This window comes from Cerasicoccus maritimus, from assembly GCA_031296935.1.
GTDB classification, from domain to species: domain Bacteria; phylum Verrucomicrobiota; class Verrucomicrobiia; order Opitutales; family Cerasicoccaceae; genus Cerasicoccus; species Cerasicoccus maritimus.
The window spans coordinates 1-14,935 of the sequence record JAVDPD010000053.1 but is presented as its reverse complement, the minus strand read 5'-3'; the positions used below and the strand labels follow the sequence as shown (position 1 = coordinate 14,935).

Here is a 14,935-nt window from a genome sequence, read left to right as displayed (position 1 = left end):
TAAAAATCTGACTGAGGGTAGCGGCCAGCGTCCCCGCTGGCCACGGATTGAAACGAAATAATAGGGGTTGAAAAACTAACACGTATTGCGGCAAAACGCTTAGCGTGGACCGACTCAATCTAACCAAGCAAACACATGGCCAGCGGGGACGCTGGCCGCTACCTCGAAGTCGTTGAATGGCAATTGAGAGGCGACACGCAGTCCAATCAAGTGATCAATAAAACACTAGACTAACACCCACCACGCGCCAAACAAAAAAGTGCACGTCTGAGCATTTTATTAGTGAGTGGCTCTCACTATTAACTAGTCTTGTTCATCAACGACTTACGCACACAAAACGCCCGCAGTTGCAGGCGCAATCGCGGGTAGCTTGGCCAGTTGTGGCCCTGCTCTACCCGTCGGTGTTTTTTTCGACCGGTATGCGCGCCGCGACTTCGGCCAGGGATTCCACCACCATCGCGCCGGTAGCGCGGAGGCGGTCGGGCGCATTGTGCCCATGCGCCACGAGCACGCAGTCTGCGCCGATGGCCTCAGCGACCTCGAAATCATGCACCGTGTCGCCGATCAACAGGAGCTCATGCGGCGCGTGAGGAATGGACGCCGCGTGAAGCTGGGCGTTGCCGGTTTTGCCCTCGGCGTAGATATTATCGAGGCCGATCAGGCGGTCGAAGTAGCCGTTGAGGCCGTAAAAATCAATGATCTCGATCAACAGCGGCTGCCGGTAGGCCGAGAGGATCACCTGCTCAACGCCCGCGGCGTGCCACTGGCTGAGCACGTCTTTGGCACCAGGATACAGGCCGCATTCGCGCTTTTGGGCTTCGTAGGCGGCGATGAACTCGTGGCTGATCTGCTCGAAGGGGTCGATGGCTTCGTCGAACTCCAAGGCCTCGTAATAGCGCTTCACCGGAAACTGAAAATGCGCGCGGTAGAAATCCATGCCGATCTTCGGGCGCCCCCGCCGGGTGAGGAAGCGGTTCATGATCTCCACGCACAACCAACCGTCGTCCATGAGCGTGCCGTTCCAATCCCAGATCACGTGCTTATAAGCCATTGCCAACAGAGTTGCCCGCCACGCACATTTGTCAACGACACGGCATAAAATACCGCACGCCGGGCATTGGCATGGTGTTTTATTGATCGCTGAAAATGCGTTTCTGTGTTGCCTCACCGAAGTAGCATAGGCGTCCCGCCTGTGCCCTATCCCATCAAGCTACACACAGGCGGGACGCCTATGCTACTTTAACGCACCACTCCAACGCAGCACTCGCTGAAGCGTCGCGCTCCTGCCATCCAACTCGCAACTCATAACTCTCAACTGTCCCATGCCCCTATTAGCAGAAGGACTAGCGAAACGAATCCGCAAAACACCTACTTAAGCGCCAAGCCGCTGAGACATCCGGCGAGTTGGCGCTTGCGATTCATGACCGCCCGCGCATAAATAAACGGCTGTCAGTGAATACTACCAACGCTCAAGCTACACCGGAAAACCAACCACGACCAGACGAACAAGCAGCCGTTTGGCAGCATCGCGTGCGCCATTACAGCCCGGACTTTCAGGATACCTATCTACGCTACATGCAGACGGGTGACCATAGCTGCCTCAGCACGCTGGGCCTCGGCTTGCTAGAGCACCACGTGGAAGAGCTCTCGCCGGAGTGGCTCGCCGAGCACGCCGCTACACTCAACTTGCGCACCGACTTGGGCACGGATTCCATGACCCTGGCCGAAGTCGCCTTCGCCGTCGAGGAGCTGTTCGACGTCACCATGAACAACCAGGAGCTCAGTGAGCTGGAGACCCTGGATGACCTCGCCAACTTCATTGAGCGAACCCGAAACGCCAGCTAAACCCAAGCGCACTTGGCTGATCGGGACGCTGCTGCTCGCCGCCGTAGCCGTCGGAGTCTGGGCCGCTCTGGCCACTGGAAACTGGCGCGACTGGCTCGACCCGTCCTCTCCCTGGGCGCTGCTGATTTTTGCCGTGCTCATGACTTTTCTGCCCATGCTCGGCTTCCCGATCTCAGCGTTTTACGTCTGCGCCGGCGCGGTCTTCGATCCGTGGAAAGGCATCCCCGTGGGCCTGGCCTGCCTGGCCGTCAACATGAGCCTCAGCTACGCCCTCGCGCGCACCACCTGGCGCGAACCGCTCCGCCGCAAATTTGCCCCCCGCTGGCCTGCTATTTTTGCCTTGGAAGAGCGCGACTCGCTGCGGCTGACGATCCTCATTCGCGCCATCCCGGGCATCCCCTACAGCGTGCAAAATTACCTGCTCGGCGTGCTCGCCACGCCGTTTGGCCCCTACCTCGCCCTCTCCCTGCTGATCCAGGGATGCTTCCTGAGCGGCGTTGCGCTGACCTCTCATGGGGCCATTTCCCAAAACGGCCAAGTCGCCGTTTGGGGCGGCCTCGTAGTCCTCGTCACCATCCTGGGGCTACGCATCACTTTTAAGCGTCGGCATGCGGACTTGACTCCATCCGACGCAGGCACAACTTGAGCAAAAACCGAATGAGCGAACTCAAAGAAAGACTGAAAAACCTGATCATTGACGCCCTGCAACTGGAAGACGTCACCCCCGCTGATCTCGACGACCAGGAGCCCCTGATGGACAGCGGTCTGGGCCTCGACTCCATCGACGCGCTCGAGCTTGTTGTCCGCGTGGAGAAGGAATTCGGCATCAAGATCAAGAACAGCGAGGAAGCCCGCGAAGCGCTGGGCAGCATCAACACGCTCGCCACTTTCATCGAGTCGCGCCAAGCCGCCAGCGCCTAACTTTTCCATGTCTGCCCCCACCGACGTATTCCTGCATGCTTGCGCCTGCCGCACGGCGCTGGGCGATACGCATGAGACGTGGCAGGCACTCACCGATGGGCAGATCGCCCTGCGCGCCACACAGCCCCTGCCCGACTCCGACGACCGCGTGCCGCTGGCCCTGACCGGCGACCTCGCCGAATGCGAACCACCCCGCTGGCTCGCGCCCAGCATCGCGCTGCTTCAAGCCGCGCCCGACCGCCCTTGGGGCGACCCGCGCCACCCCATCGTCATCACGAGCAGTAACTTTGGCATCGATCAGATGCTCGCCTTCCACCAAGGCCAGACCGACGCCTGCCGCCACCGCGCCACCGCCGTGAGCGCCACACAGGCCATCGCCGAGCAGCTCGGCTGGGGCCCGAACCGCAGCATAATTTCCAACGCCTGCGTCTCCGCGCAGCTGGGGCTCATCCATGCCGAGCGTCTGCTCGCCAACGACCTTGCCGACGAAGTCCTCGTCTTCTCCTTTGACTACTTGAGCCACTTCGTGGTGGGCGGTTTTCACTCGCTGAAGATCCTCAACAACGACTTTCCGCAGCCCTACTCCGACCGCGAAACGGGCTCCATTGCCCTCGGCGACGGCGCCGGGTTTGCCGTGCTCAGCCGCGCGCCCTCAGGCTTCCGCCTGGCCGCCTCGTCGTCGCACTCGGAGTTTCACCATATGACGGGTAATGACCCGTCGGGCGTGGGTTTCAAGGCCGTGCTTGCGCCCCTCGCAGAGGCCGCCAACGGCCAGCGCGTGTGGGTCAAAGGCCACGGCACGGGCACGCTCGAAGCTGCGCGTTTGGAGTCCGCCGCCGCGCATGCCGCTTTCCCCGGCGCACCGCTGGTCTCCTGGAAAGGTTCACTCGGCCACACGCTCGGCTCCTGCGGCCTGATCGAGCTCGCCATTGCCGCCGAAGCATTCCGACAGGGCCGCGCCCCGGGAACCGTCGGCGCCGCCGCGCCCTACGTCTCCCAAAATGTGCAGGGCGACGCTTTTACCCTCGACGATTTTTACGGCGTTGTCCTCGTGAGCAGCGCCTTCGGCGGCGCGCATGCCGGCCACCTTTTGATCCGTGAATAAGCGCTACGCGACAGTCATTTCCGCCTACGCCCCCGTCCAGGAAATCTCGGACGAGCAACGCAAGGCGCTGCGCCAGAACTTTAAACCGCTGGCCGCGCGCCGCCTCACCAGCCTGCCCCTGCTCATTGGCGAACTGACCAAGAACACCGCCCCCGAGCCCGCCGATGAGTGGCTGTTTGCCTCCGAATTTGGCGGCGCCGTGAGCCTCGATAAATACCTGGGCAGCTTTCCGAATCCGAGCCCGCTGCATTTCCAGAACTCGATTCATCCTGGCCCGCTGGACCTGATCAACGTCATCCGCCGCCTCCCTGCGCGCCAATTAACGCCCATGATAGGCGGCGAAAATTTACTCGGCAACGCCCTGCTCGCGGCCTTGATTTCGCCCGCAGACACCGTCCACCTCGTCATCGGCGAGGAGTATTCCGCCTGGGCCTCCGAGCAGTCGCTGGGCTCGGACTTTACCTTCGGCGCTTACCTGAAGCTCAGCCAGAAAGCCGAGCACGCTATGGCCGAGCTGGTCCACGAACCCGAAGGCAACGCGCCGACCGTTTCCACGCAGGAAACCGCCGAGCTCCTGGCCCACCAAAAACCTTTGACGACGGGCTTGCCCAGCGGCGGCGCCATCCGCTTGCAATGGCGGTAGGCGAGCCCAGGAACCCCGGTCCCAGCTGGGGCCTGCGCACCATCGACTGGTGGGACGCCCACTTGCCCACGCCGCTCCGCGACGCTGCGGTGGCCATCGGTGGCGCGGTCGCCTACTGGATCATGCCCGGGCAGCGCGCGGCCTCCCGCGAATACCTGTCGGCCATCCTCGGCCGGCCCGCCACTCACCGCGAAGGCATACGGCACTTTGCGGAGTTTACCCACGGCCTCTTGGCCAAGCTCCGCGCCGGCGACCGCGTCAACACACACATCGACTGGGCCGACCAGACGAACCGCGAACGCGGCAAGATACTCTTCAGCGACGAATCCATCCTGCTGGGCACGTTTCACGTGGGCGCGTCGGACCTGATGGGCTTCCACGTGAGCCAAAACGGGCGCGGCATCTCGATGATTCGCCAGCGCGTGGCAAACTCCGACGACATCGACCGCCTGCTCGCGCGCTCTGGCGACAACGTGGAAATCATCTGGGTCAATGAAGCCTCGGAGATCGTGTTTGCGCTCAAGGAATCCCTCGAAGCGGGCAAATCCATCGCCATGCAATGCGACCGCGTCGAACACGCCTCGAAGACCGAGGGCTTCGATTTCCTCGGCGCGCAGCGGGAGTTTCCGGTCACGATTTACCGGCTGGCCTGCCTTTACGGCCGCCCGGTGCAGTTTTACGTGGCGCTGCCGCAGGGCGATTCACGCGACGACTTCGACGTGTTTTGCAGCGAGCTTTTCCGCCCCACCGGCCAACGTCAAACCGACCGCGACGCCGCGCACGCGCATTTCCAAGGCGTGCTAGTTTGGCTGGAAGGTTTGCTCCGCGAACAGCCTTATCAGTGGTTTAACTTTTTACCGTTGAATCCCGTGTGGACAGCGGACACCAATGCACCATGCCGGCGAAGCGCACAGACGCCCCCCTCGGACGCTACCTGATCTACCTTGGGCTCGTGGCGTATTTCGGCGTGGGCGTGCTCAGCTACAACGCCCTGTGCCTGCTGACTCAGTGGCTACCGCGCAGCGAGCGGCGTCAGCGCTTCATGCGCAAATGGATGGTGCGCCTGCTTAAGAGCTTCATCGCCGCAATCCAAGGCGGCAAAGTCGGCTACGTGCGCTTTAACCATGTGCGCGAAAAGATGCCCACGGGCCCGGCCATCATCGTAGCCAACCACACCGGGTTGCTCGACGCGTTGTTCCTCCTCACCGAGCTGCCCGACGTGGTCTGCGTGTTCAAGTCCAGCCTCCGCCGCAGCCCGTTCTTTTGCGGCATCATTCGGGAGAATGACTTCATCGCCAACGACGAGGGGCTCGACCTGCTCCACGCCCTCGGCGACGCCGTAGCAATGGGCAAAACCGTGCTCGTCTTCCCCGAAGGCACCCGCACCGAGACGCCGCCGCTGGGCGACTTCAAGGCCGGCTTTTCTCTCGTCGCCCGCCGCGCTGATGTGCCGGTTTACACGCTGATCATCCGTAACTCCTGCGGCCTCCTCGGCAAGGGCGGCGGCCTCGTGCGCCGCTACTCCACGCCCTTCGAATACACCTTCACGCCCGGTCCGGTCTTCAACGTGGAAGACGGCGAAAAAGCGGTTCACTTCTGCGAGCGGGTTGAGTCATTCTACCGCCAAGAACTTTCTGTCGACGACTTCGCGCCATGGCAAATTCAGCGAGCAAACAACTTAGCGTAACGATGCAAAACGGCCATTGCGACGGGCACTTCCCCGGCTACCCGCTGGTCCCCGGAGCCCTGCAAGCTCAGTGGCTCATCGACCTCGCCGCCGAGCTTTGCCCCGAGGCCCGCGGCTGGACGATCAGCAAGCTCAAGCTCCTGCGCGAGATCAAGCCCGGTGCCGACATCACGCTCACGGTCACCGCGGGCAAGTTCGGTCTCAAGGGCGAGATCACCGACGCCGACGGCGCCTTTTCGCAGATGACCCTCGTTGCCCATGACTGAGTCCGCCAGCCACGTGCTCGTGATCCCGTCTTACAACACGGGGCCCATCCTCGAGCGGACCATTGCCGAGGCCATCCAAGTCTGGCGGCCCGTCTGGTTGTTCATCGACGGCTCGACCGACGGCGCGCATGAAGTCTTTTTAAAAGAGCCCGAGCAATACCCCGGCCTGCGGGTGTTTGTCTCCAAGGAAAACCGCGGGAAAGGCGCCACCGCGCTCTGGGCCGCCGAGGAAGCGCGCAAGGCCGGCTTCACCCACATGCTGCTCATGGACGCCGATGGCCAGCACCCCGCCGACCGCGTCGCGGACTTCATGGAGGAGTCCGCGAGGCGCCCCGGCGCGACGATCATGGGGCAGCCAGACTTCGGGCCCGACGCACCATTTATCCGCCTCGCCGGGCGCCAGCTAAGCATCGGCCTCACGCAGCTCGAAACGCTGTGGGGCGGCATTGCCGATCCACTCTTTGGCTTCCGCGTGTTCCCCGTCGAGCCGCTCATCGAGGCCTTCGCGCAAACGCCGTCCGGCCGCCGCTACGACTTCGACCCCGAGGCCGCGGTTCGTCTCTTCTGGGCCGGCGTGCAGCCGATCAAACGCACGGCCGCGGTCCGCTACGTGACCAAGGAGGAAGGCGGCGTGAGCCACTTCCACTATCTGCGTGACAACCTAACAATGATTTGCCTGCATACGCGCCTTCTGGCAGCGTTCCTTCCACGATGTTTTCGCATTGCTCAACTCAGCCGCAAATGGCGTCGCTTGGCCGCCGGGGATTCCTCCTCGGCCTAGTGCTGCTCGCGGCCTGCCTCCCCGCAGCGCGCGCCGCCGATGCGCTCGATGGCTTTGCCGACGCACTGCGCTGGCCCGATAAAACCGAGACCGCCAAGCTCGAGTTTTCCGAGGAGCGCACCTTCCCCTTTCGTCGTTTCCCCAAGCGATTCGACGGGCAAATGTATCGTGCGCCCGACGGCATGCTGGCCATCGTTTACGGCGCGCCGGCGAACATCCGCCTCGTCATTGAGGGCGATAAGATTCTCTACGACAAGGGCGACGGCAAACTCCAACCGCTGCCCACCGACGGCGCCGACGCCCGTGCGATCAGCGACCTCCTGCGCGGCGACATCGAGCGCCTCAAGGCAGACTGGAATAGCTCCCTCGAAAACGGAGCGCTGCGCCTCACGCCCACGCTTGAACCCATCGCCAACGAAATTAAATACATCGAGGTGACCACCGACCACGGCCGTGTGCAAACCGTGGAGGTCCACCAGAAAAACCAAGTCGTCCGCAAGTATGACTTTGGCGAGTTGACCTGGATCGACGGCGCCGCGGCGGCCGCCCCCTTCGCCGCCCAATGAGCAAACCGCCGGCATCGAAAGTGCGCCTGCCCTGGCTCGCGCTAATCGGCCTGTTGATCGCGCCGGCGCTCTACCTGTGCTCCATCGATTGGAGCGTGGGGATCAACAACAATATCCTCGAACTGCTCCCCGAAGAGCGCGACACCGCCGAGGGCAAACTCGTCCGCCAGCTCCTCAACGAGCGCCTCACCTACCCCGTCATCGTGCAGGCGTCGGCGCCCGGTGTAGGCCGCGATACGCTCGTCAATGCGTTCATCGAAGCCGCGCAGCAACCCGGCCTTAAGACGCCCTACATCATCGGCCTCGACCAAGGGTCCGCCGGCTTGCGGGAAGCACTCACCGCGCATCGTGAAACGCTCTTTGCCGGCAGTTGGCTGAACGATCGCCATGCGGAGTTTGCACAGCTCGGCTTGCCCGAAGAACAATTCATTCCGTGGCTCGCGCAGACGTCGGCCGAGCGCTTGAACGCCTTCCTCGACCGCCCGGAAAGCATGGCCTACGCGGACGAAATTCCGCAGGACCCGCTGCTGCTGTTGCCTTCGGCTTTAGAGAAATTACCCAAGCTCAACCTAGCCGACGACGGCAGCTTCATCGCGTGGATTCCCGTGTCCGCCGACCCGCTGACCACTGACGGGCAAGACACAATCACCGCCTCGCTCGCCGCGATGAATGCGCAGTTACTCGCGCAATTTCCGAGCTACGAGCAAGTGTCCGGCGGCGTTTACGAAATTGCCCGAGAAAGCGAGCAACGCACCAAGGCTGAGGTGTCCGTGCTCAACCTTGCCATGGGCGGCGCGATCCTTGGCCTGCTGCTGCTCTTCACGCGGCGGCCCGGTTTCCTGCTGCTCACGCTCGCACCGGTGGCGGTCTCGGTGCTGTGGTGTTTCGTGGCAGCGATTTTGGTGTTCGGCCACATCCACGTCATCGCGATTGCGGTGTGCTCGGTGGTGCTCGGGCTCGCGGTGGACTACGCCGTCCACCTGGCCGCCAAGCGCGGCGATGGCAACCTGATGCAAGCCTGGCCCCACGTGCGTGTGCCACTGGCGATCAGTTGCCTCTCCACCTGTTTTGGCTTCACGTTCCTGCTGCTCTCGCCGATGCTGGCGATGAAGCAAGTCGGCGTGATGGCGCCCGCGGGTTTGCTCGCCGCCATCCTCGCCGTGCGCTTTCTGCTGCCGTGGATGGAGCCCATCGCCGGCGCGTATCGACTCCTGCCTGCGCTGGAAAAACCCGGCCCCGCAATCCGCGTCCGCTATTGGGCACCTATCGCCGCCGTGGTCTGGCTGGGCTGCCTCGCGCTGCTTGTCTCGCGCCAACCATTCAGCGACGACATTGCCGACTTCCAAACGCCGCTGCCCGACGTATTCCAACGCTACCGCGACCTCGCTGACCGCATCAGCCACAGCGATGTGAACGAGCGCTGGTATGCCTACGCCAAAACACCCGCCGAGCTCGCCCAACGCCTGCAAGCGATCCAGGAAAACACTTCGGCGAAGGTTCTTTTACCAACGGGTAGCAACGAAACGCTATCCAACTTTGCATCGCAAAGTAATGCCTTCGCGGCGGACTTTAAAACGCAGCTGAAAGACCAGGGCTTCGACGCCGAGTCCTTCGCGCCGTTCTTTGCCAGCCTCGCCAACGCCAACCAGTGGCAATCACCCAACGCGCTCACCGCGACCTACCAAGACATTAGCGGGCAGTTGGAAGGTCCACTCCAAGCCATGCTCATGACCAACGGCGACTACTGGGCGGCCATCATCGAAGCGCCTAGTGGCGAAGAAATCCCCGACTCAATCGCCGCCTTCACACGCGAACTTTCCCAACACAAGCCGCTCAACGCCGTGCTCGATCACGCCCGCGAGGGCATCCTGCGCAGCGCCGCCTTTGGTCTGCTCGGCGTGACAGTTTGCGTGGCCGTGCTCTTCCGCCGCAAGGCGATCCGCAGCCTGCTCGTGCCGATCTGGGCCGTCACGATTGGCCTCGCCATCACGTGGCTCATCGCGAGTTCCATTGGCCTGCTCGCGGCGATTGGCGCGGTGCTCGCCTTTTGCCTGGCGCTGGACTACGGGGCGTTCACCGCAACGTCTTCCGACCCGCCTTCGTCGATTCGCATTTCCGCCGCCACGACGTTCAGCGCGTTCCTGATTTTATCGTTCTGCTCGATGCCCGCCGTGGCGCAGCTCGGGCAAGTCGTCGCCGCATCGGTCTTTTTCGCCTGGCTCATGGCGGAACTCCTGAGCTTGCCAGCGGCGCCTAAATCAGCACACGCTAAATCCTGATGCCGGAAGCCCTGCCCAACATTCGCGAACTGATCCCCCACGAGCCGCCGCTGGTGTTGGTCGACCGCCTGAACGTGCTCAACCAGGAGCAAGTCTGCGGGGAAACCACCCTCGCCCCCGGCACCCTCGATGACTCCGGCCAAGGCGTGCCCGCCGCGTGGTCACTGGAGATTGTCGCCCAAGCCTGCGCGGCCATCATCGGGCATGAATACCGCGACCGCGGTTACCAGGGCGGACGCCTGATTCGCGCCCCTCGCTGGGACCTCGCGCAAACGCATTTACCCACCGGCCAAACGCTCACCATCGAAGCCACGCTCGAAGCCGCCAGCGGCCTCGGCATTTTTCTGTTTAACGGACGCTTGCTCGCCGATGGCCAAGCCCTCGCCGAAGGCCAACTGACCATCCTCGCGCAATGAGCAACGAAATCCTCCAACGCTGGGACCAACTGGTCGCCGAGGCCCCCGACGCGCTCGCCATTATTCACGACCAAGTTCGCTGGACGCGCCGTGAGCTCGACGAACTCGCGCACAAAATTTCCGCTAAGTTGCCCCAAGCTGATCTGACCGGGCTTGGCATCGGCCTCCATTTGCCCAACGGTGCAAGCTGGCTGGCGGCGTTTCTTGCACTGCGTCGCGCGGGCGCAGTGCTGGTTCCTTTCGATGCCGGCGCCACGACCGATTATTGCCTCGAACAATCAAGCTTACTCAAATGCTTTGCATTGCAAAGTAAAACAACGACGCTGCTCGACGATGCGCCGCGCAAGTGGGAGTCAGGCGTCGCATTGCTCAAACTGACTTCGGGCAGCAGCGGCGTCCCGAAAGCACTGCCCTTCACCGAGGGTGAGCTTTGCGCAGACGGCGATAACATCGAGTCGACTATGGGCCTGCGCCGCGACGATATTAACTTCGCGCTCCTGCCGCTCGCCCATAGCTACGCACTCGGCAACCTCGTGGTCCCGCTGCTCGCCAGCGGTATCCCGCTCGCCATCGGCAGCGCGCCACTGCCCCGCATCATCGCGGAAGAAATCCGGGCCAGCGGCGCTACGGTGTTTCCCTCGGTGCCCGCGGTCTTCGAAGCGTTCACGAAGTTTGACGACATCGACTTGGGGCAACTGCGGCTATGCATCTCTGCCGCCGCGCCACTGACGCCCGCGCTGGCCAAGAAGTTCAAGGATCACTTCGGGATGCTCATTCATAATTTCTACGGCGCCAGTGAATGCGGCGGCATTGCCTACGATCGCAGCGGCGAAGCTGGCTTGAGCGGGTTGTCGATTGGCCAGCCGATGGACAACGTGCAGCTGAGCACGAACGAACAAGGCCTGCTGCAAGTGCGCTCGGCCGCCGTCAGTGCCAACGGGCGCGAGCGTGAACCCGAAGGCGCGCAACTTACTTTGGATGACAAAGTAAGCTTCCTCGACGACGGCAGCGTGGTCATCAGCGGGCGCGCGGACCGCATGGTGAAATGCGGCGGCAAGCGCGTAGATCTCGGCGCTTTGGAAAACATCGTGCTCAAGTCGCCCGGTGTTGAGTTTGCCACGGCATTTCATGATGAGCAAGCCGACCGCCTGTGGGTAGCGATTCAGGGGCATTTGCTAGCCGATGTCGCGCTGTCGAAACTGCAAACAGCGTTTCCCTCCCTGCGCGGCCGCATTCGAGTGAAGCGTCTGACCAAGATCCCCATCAACCCCCGGGGAAAGATCGACCAGGCATCGCTGAAGGAAAAACTGCTAGAGATACTATGAAGTTGCCGGGTCCAGCAAATGCTCACCCCGGCAACCGATGATAGATCAAAAACAATTCCTATGGAAAAGCGGGTAATAGACAATGGTACGCATATGAATGATGAAATTCGAGCAAAATTTTATGTGGGATCAACAAGAGCAATTCATAGCACCGCTCTTGTCATAAATTCTGACAAATCATTACCGCACATATCAATATGGAAACCTGAGAGGGCGTCTAAAAAGTCTTCTTGTTTTTGATTCTGTTAATCATTAGCCGAGTCATAGCGATGTGAATCATGGCGACAGATGAATCTGTTTTTGTCTCGTAATCCTTAGCCAATCGTCTGTGTTTTGAGAGCCAAGCAAAAGTTCTTTCAACGATCCATCGCTTGGGCAGTGGCTCAAATCCTTCGACTGAATAGGAGCGCTTAACGATGCACAGTTTTATTTTTCGGTGACGTTTTATTTGAGCGACCCAATCAATGAGTTTTCCGGCGTAGCCGCCATCGGCCCAGATGATTTTGAGCCACCCAAAGCGCTTGGTCAATAGACTCAGTAAGAGCTTCGCGCCATCACGGTCCTGAATATTGGCCGGGTGGACGACCGCCAGCAAGACCAGCCCTAAGGTGTCCACGAGTAAGTGTCTTTTGCGTCCCAAGACCCGTTTGCCTGCATCATAGCCACGGATTCCACCGTGATTAGCTGTTTTAACACTTTGCGAGTCCACAATTGCAGCGGTTGGAGCTTTTTTTTACCGTGTGAAAGGCGCACCAGCTCGCGCAAACGTTCGTGGATGGCCCGACCCGCATTTGCATATGCACTGCTTTGCCTTCTCGGCAACCTATGATGAAACCGAGCAACAATGGAAAGCATTGGATATCGAACCTCTGAAACGTAATGCCCCTTACTGGCAGGCGGTCTATCATCAACGCCTTGGCGCGGTGGCCGAGGGCAGCGGAAGTCAGGGCTGAATTTTGATGTAGGGCGTACTCCCTGGCCAGAATTTAACTGGTGAGAATTACTCTTCCATCCTGGCTGGCTCCCCCTTTTTGGCCCACTTGTTATGAGAAGATTCCAGTCGGTTTGTTGTTTAGTGGGTTGGTTGGGTTGTTGAGGTTCTGGCGTAGAGAGGCCGTAGGCCGAACGGAGCCGGAACCTGCGGATTGTTGTTTGGCAAATTGGGCTGGCGTGAGCAAGCGCAGAGATCGGTGTGGTCTTTCGTGATTATGCAGGTGGCGGTAATCATCGAAGATGACGCGTGATTCGCTCAGGGTGTAGATGAGCTCGCGGTTGAGGCATTCGCGGCGGAACTTATCGTTGAAGCCTTCGACGAAGCCGTTCTGCCAGATGCACCCGGGATCGATGTAGATGGTCTTGATTTTATTGTCCTTGAGCCACCCCTGAATGCACTTGGCGATGAACTCCGGCCCGTTGTCCGAGCGGATAGTAACCCATTCGGTCGGGTTCGCAGTCATAGCACTTGGCGGCCTCCTCCGAGGGCGTCAGTTGAAACCCACGCCAGACTTCGAAGGCGTGATTGTCCAGATTGACGATGTAGGCCCATTCGCAATGCAAGCTATCATAGATGAATTCATTCGCATCGGCTATGAAAGTCAGCTTTCCATCAAGGTATGGTTTCAGAGTTCCTTGGACTGGTCGGAAAAGCTCGTAGTAATCCCGAGGCGCACGAGCGTATTTGAGGTCGGGTAGATGGCGGCGTATTTCCGCGATTACCATGCCATCGTTCGGGCCAAGTTGACGCTGTTCATTGATCGTCACCAGCGAACGCACCCGCTCACGAACAATGTCCCAAGTATCGGGGTCAACTTCGTGAACCTCCTTCAAGATCTTCACGCCCAGATGTTCCGGGCCGGAATCGTAGTGGTTGTAAGCTAACTTATCTGCGCCATTATGGCGGAATCCAATCAGTCCTCGTGTTCCCATGTTATCACTACTGGGAAGAAGGAACTTGGGCTTTAAATCCCTGCCCACAGATGCGTGGGAAATCCACCAAATTGGCGCTGGCGGTCGCGTCTGGTTTCTGGTTCGATCATATGAATGGTGAGGAGAGGTTCCTCCCAATCAACAATATGTCTGAGCTCTACCATTACGACGAATTACCTGCCGTTAGCCGCAGCGGTTTTCATGTCGTGCCCAAGGCAAAGTTCCTGCTGTGGGCCAAGGGCGTTGATGAATTATCCGCTGAACATGCCAATGTCTTTGAAAAGAAAGAGGGTGACATATTCTTGTTTGACGGTGAACCGATCAATCCAGAGCAAGTCCGCTAGGCGATTGACCTGCACTATCGCACCATAGCTGATGAATTCTTTGGCAGTTGGCACCGGATCATCGCTGACTGGCCCAAAGTCGATTCACTCGAAGAGTTCGAGGAGTATTTCGAGTGGAGCTTCAGCGAGATGGTCTTCGATCTTTCACCACTCGAGCCATTGGAATCGCACGACGACTTTTGACCGTCGCGCGTTTCCTAATCGTCACACTAGCCGCTGCCAGTGCAGCGGTTCAACGCCCACGCCGGACGTTAGCTATCACAGGACAACCCACAGCGTTGATCAGCAAGTGCAGATATACTCTTTGAATTCCTTGTAGAATTTCTCGAAATCATTTAAGGAGTTAACTCCAAGCTTTGCGCCTTCCGAGTAGTAGCGATTGTATTCTTCATTAACTGCATCTGCGTCCTTTGAAAGACACAAAATCCCTACGATCCTATACTTGCCTCTATTAATCCAGGCACCGTTATCCTTAAAATAACTCATATCATCATTGGGTTCTTTATATTGATCAAAAAATGAACTTCAAAATAACTTAACCCGGATATTGCATGAGAGCGATTGATCGTTCAGGATTTATTCGGATTTAATATTACGATTAGTTTCCGGGGGGTGTTTTGAGCAAAATCGGTCTTTTTTGATGAATGGGAACACAGTTTCCCCCACCCCCATGGTTTGGTCGAGCCGGGGCAGCTCCGTTTTGGTTCAGGTTGACACGAGCCTGTTGACTGCTTGGCCAAAGAGCTCTTTGAGCGGATGGGCCTCGCTGAGGTGGATTCGGATTCGTCGCGTGTTGCGGGTGATGACTGCTCCGATCTTGATCAGCCTGGA

The 14,935-nt window shown here is 59.9% G+C and carries 20 protein-coding genes; 15 read left to right on the top strand and 5 right to left on the bottom strand.

The genetic code is table 11. The annotated features are described in order from the left end of the window. Positions 1 to 391: 391 nt before the first annotated feature. Positions 392 to 1,051: an HAD family hydrolase gene (locus RBB62_RS19850; protein ID WP_309401005.1), complete on the bottom strand. Its 660-nt coding sequence runs from the start codon at positions 1,049 to 1,051 to the stop codon at positions 392 to 394. A 401-nt stretch (positions 1,052 to 1,452) separates the two neighbouring features. Between RBB62_RS19850 and RBB62_RS19845 the strand changes: the two genes are divergently transcribed. From RBB62_RS19845 to RBB62_RS19785, 13 genes are read left to right on the top strand one after another with little or no spacing between them, the layout of a single operon-like run. After that, positions 1,453 to 1,845, top strand: coding sequence for an acyl carrier protein (locus RBB62_RS19845; RefSeq protein ID WP_309401004.1), 393 nt, complete (start codon positions 1,453 to 1,455; stop codon positions 1,843 to 1,845). After that, positions 1,820 to 2,491, top strand: coding sequence for a TVP38/TMEM64 family protein (locus RBB62_RS19840; protein WP_309401002.1), 672 nt, complete (start codon positions 1,820 to 1,822; stop codon positions 2,489 to 2,491). The genes RBB62_RS19845 and RBB62_RS19840 overlap by 26 nt, the downstream gene beginning before the upstream one ends. Positions 2,492 to 2,502: 11 nt before the next feature. Next, complete coding sequence (locus RBB62_RS19835) at positions 2,503 to 2,766, top strand: phosphopantetheine-binding protein (protein ID WP_309401001.1); 264 nt, start codon at positions 2,503 to 2,505, stop codon at positions 2,764 to 2,766. A gap of 7 nt (positions 2,767 to 2,773) precedes the next feature. Continuing rightward, positions 2,774 to 3,871, top strand: a complete 1,098-nt coding sequence (locus tag RBB62_RS19830) for a beta-ketoacyl-[acyl-carrier-protein] synthase family protein (RefSeq protein ID WP_309401000.1) — start codon at positions 2,774 to 2,776, stop codon at positions 3,869 to 3,871. Then, positions 3,864 to 4,514, top strand: a complete 651-nt coding sequence (locus tag RBB62_RS19825; protein WP_309400999.1) for a hypothetical protein — start codon at positions 3,864 to 3,866, stop codon at positions 4,512 to 4,514. The genes RBB62_RS19830 and RBB62_RS19825 overlap by 8 nt, the downstream gene beginning before the upstream one ends. After that, positions 4,505 to 5,452, top strand: coding sequence for an LpxL/LpxP family acyltransferase (locus tag RBB62_RS19820; RefSeq protein WP_309400998.1), 948 nt, complete (start codon positions 4,505 to 4,507; stop codon positions 5,450 to 5,452). Before RBB62_RS19825 ends, RBB62_RS19820 begins: the two co-directional genes overlap by 10 nt. Further along, a complete protein-coding gene (locus RBB62_RS19815; protein ID WP_309400997.1) occupies positions 5,410 to 6,201 on the top strand; it encodes a lysophospholipid acyltransferase family protein in 792 nt (263 codons plus the stop codon). Before RBB62_RS19820 ends, RBB62_RS19815 begins: the two co-directional genes overlap by 43 nt. Further along, the gene (locus tag RBB62_RS19810; protein WP_309400996.1) at positions 6,168 to 6,467 is read left to right on the top strand and encodes an ApeI family dehydratase; all 300 of its coding nucleotides are present in this window, start codon (positions 6,168 to 6,170) and stop codon (positions 6,465 to 6,467) included. Before RBB62_RS19815 ends, RBB62_RS19810 begins: the two co-directional genes overlap by 34 nt. Beyond that, positions 6,460 to 7,248, top strand: coding sequence for a glycosyltransferase family 2 protein (locus tag RBB62_RS19805; protein ID WP_309400995.1), 789 nt, complete (start codon positions 6,460 to 6,462; stop codon positions 7,246 to 7,248). The genes RBB62_RS19810 and RBB62_RS19805 overlap by 8 nt, the downstream gene beginning before the upstream one ends. Then, on the top strand, positions 7,209 to 7,814 hold the full coding sequence (locus RBB62_RS19800; protein ID WP_309400994.1) for a LolA-like protein: 606 nt from the start codon (positions 7,209 to 7,211) through the stop codon (positions 7,812 to 7,814). Before RBB62_RS19805 ends, RBB62_RS19800 begins: the two co-directional genes overlap by 40 nt. Beyond that, entirely contained in the window at positions 7,811 to 10,093 is a 2,283-nt protein-coding gene (locus tag RBB62_RS19795; protein ID WP_309400993.1) for an MMPL family transporter, read from the top strand. Before RBB62_RS19800 ends, RBB62_RS19795 begins: the two co-directional genes overlap by 4 nt. Next, positions 10,093 to 10,509, top strand: a complete 417-nt coding sequence (locus tag RBB62_RS19790) for an ApeP family dehydratase (protein ID WP_309400992.1) — start codon at positions 10,093 to 10,095, stop codon at positions 10,507 to 10,509. The genes RBB62_RS19795 and RBB62_RS19790 overlap by 1 nt, the downstream gene beginning before the upstream one ends. Further along, the gene (locus RBB62_RS19785; RefSeq protein WP_309400991.1) at positions 10,506 to 11,834 is read left to right on the top strand and encodes a class I adenylate-forming enzyme family protein; all 1,329 of its coding nucleotides are present in this window, start codon (positions 10,506 to 10,508) and stop codon (positions 11,832 to 11,834) included. The genes RBB62_RS19790 and RBB62_RS19785 overlap by 4 nt, the downstream gene beginning before the upstream one ends. Positions 11,835 to 12,051: 217 nt before the next feature. Here the strand turns inward: RBB62_RS19785 and RBB62_RS19780 are convergent, their stop codons facing one another. Further along, the gene (locus tag RBB62_RS19780; protein WP_343219106.1) at positions 12,052 to 12,546 is read right to left on the bottom strand and encodes an IS5 family transposase; all 495 of its coding nucleotides are present in this window, start codon (positions 12,544 to 12,546) and stop codon (positions 12,052 to 12,054) included. A 28-nt stretch (positions 12,547 to 12,574) separates the two neighbouring features. Here RBB62_RS19780 and RBB62_RS19775 point away from each other — a divergent pair, with 28 nt between their 5' ends. After that, positions 12,575 to 12,787 (top strand): relaxase domain-containing protein, encoded by a 213-nt coding sequence (locus RBB62_RS19775; RefSeq protein ID WP_309400989.1) that lies wholly within the window; start codon positions 12,575 to 12,577, stop codon positions 12,785 to 12,787. A gap of 90 nt (positions 12,788 to 12,877) precedes the next feature. Here the strand turns inward: RBB62_RS19775 and RBB62_RS19770 are convergent, their stop codons facing one another. Together RBB62_RS19770 and RBB62_RS19765 are read right to left on the bottom strand one after the other, a co-directional pair. After that, a complete protein-coding gene (locus RBB62_RS19770; protein WP_309400988.1) occupies positions 12,878 to 13,291 on the bottom strand; it encodes an integrase core domain-containing protein in 414 nt (137 codons plus the stop codon). Then, positions 13,197 to 13,760, bottom strand: a complete 564-nt coding sequence (locus RBB62_RS19765; protein WP_309400987.1) for a hypothetical protein — start codon at positions 13,758 to 13,760, stop codon at positions 13,197 to 13,199. Before RBB62_RS19765 ends, RBB62_RS19770 begins: the two co-directional genes overlap by 95 nt. A 50-nt stretch (positions 13,761 to 13,810) precedes the next feature. Between RBB62_RS19765 and RBB62_RS19760 the strand changes: the two genes are divergently transcribed. Then, a complete protein-coding gene (locus RBB62_RS19760; protein ID WP_309400986.1) occupies positions 13,811 to 14,104 on the top strand; it encodes a hypothetical protein in 294 nt (97 codons plus the stop codon). A 705-nt stretch (positions 14,105 to 14,809) separates the two neighbouring features. On the opposite strand, the gene RBB62_RS19755 is transcribed toward RBB62_RS19760, so the two are convergent. Continuing rightward, positions 14,810 to 14,935, bottom strand: a 126-nt coding sequence (locus tag RBB62_RS19755; RefSeq protein ID WP_309401006.1) for a transposase, incomplete at its 5' end; no start/stop codon positions are given.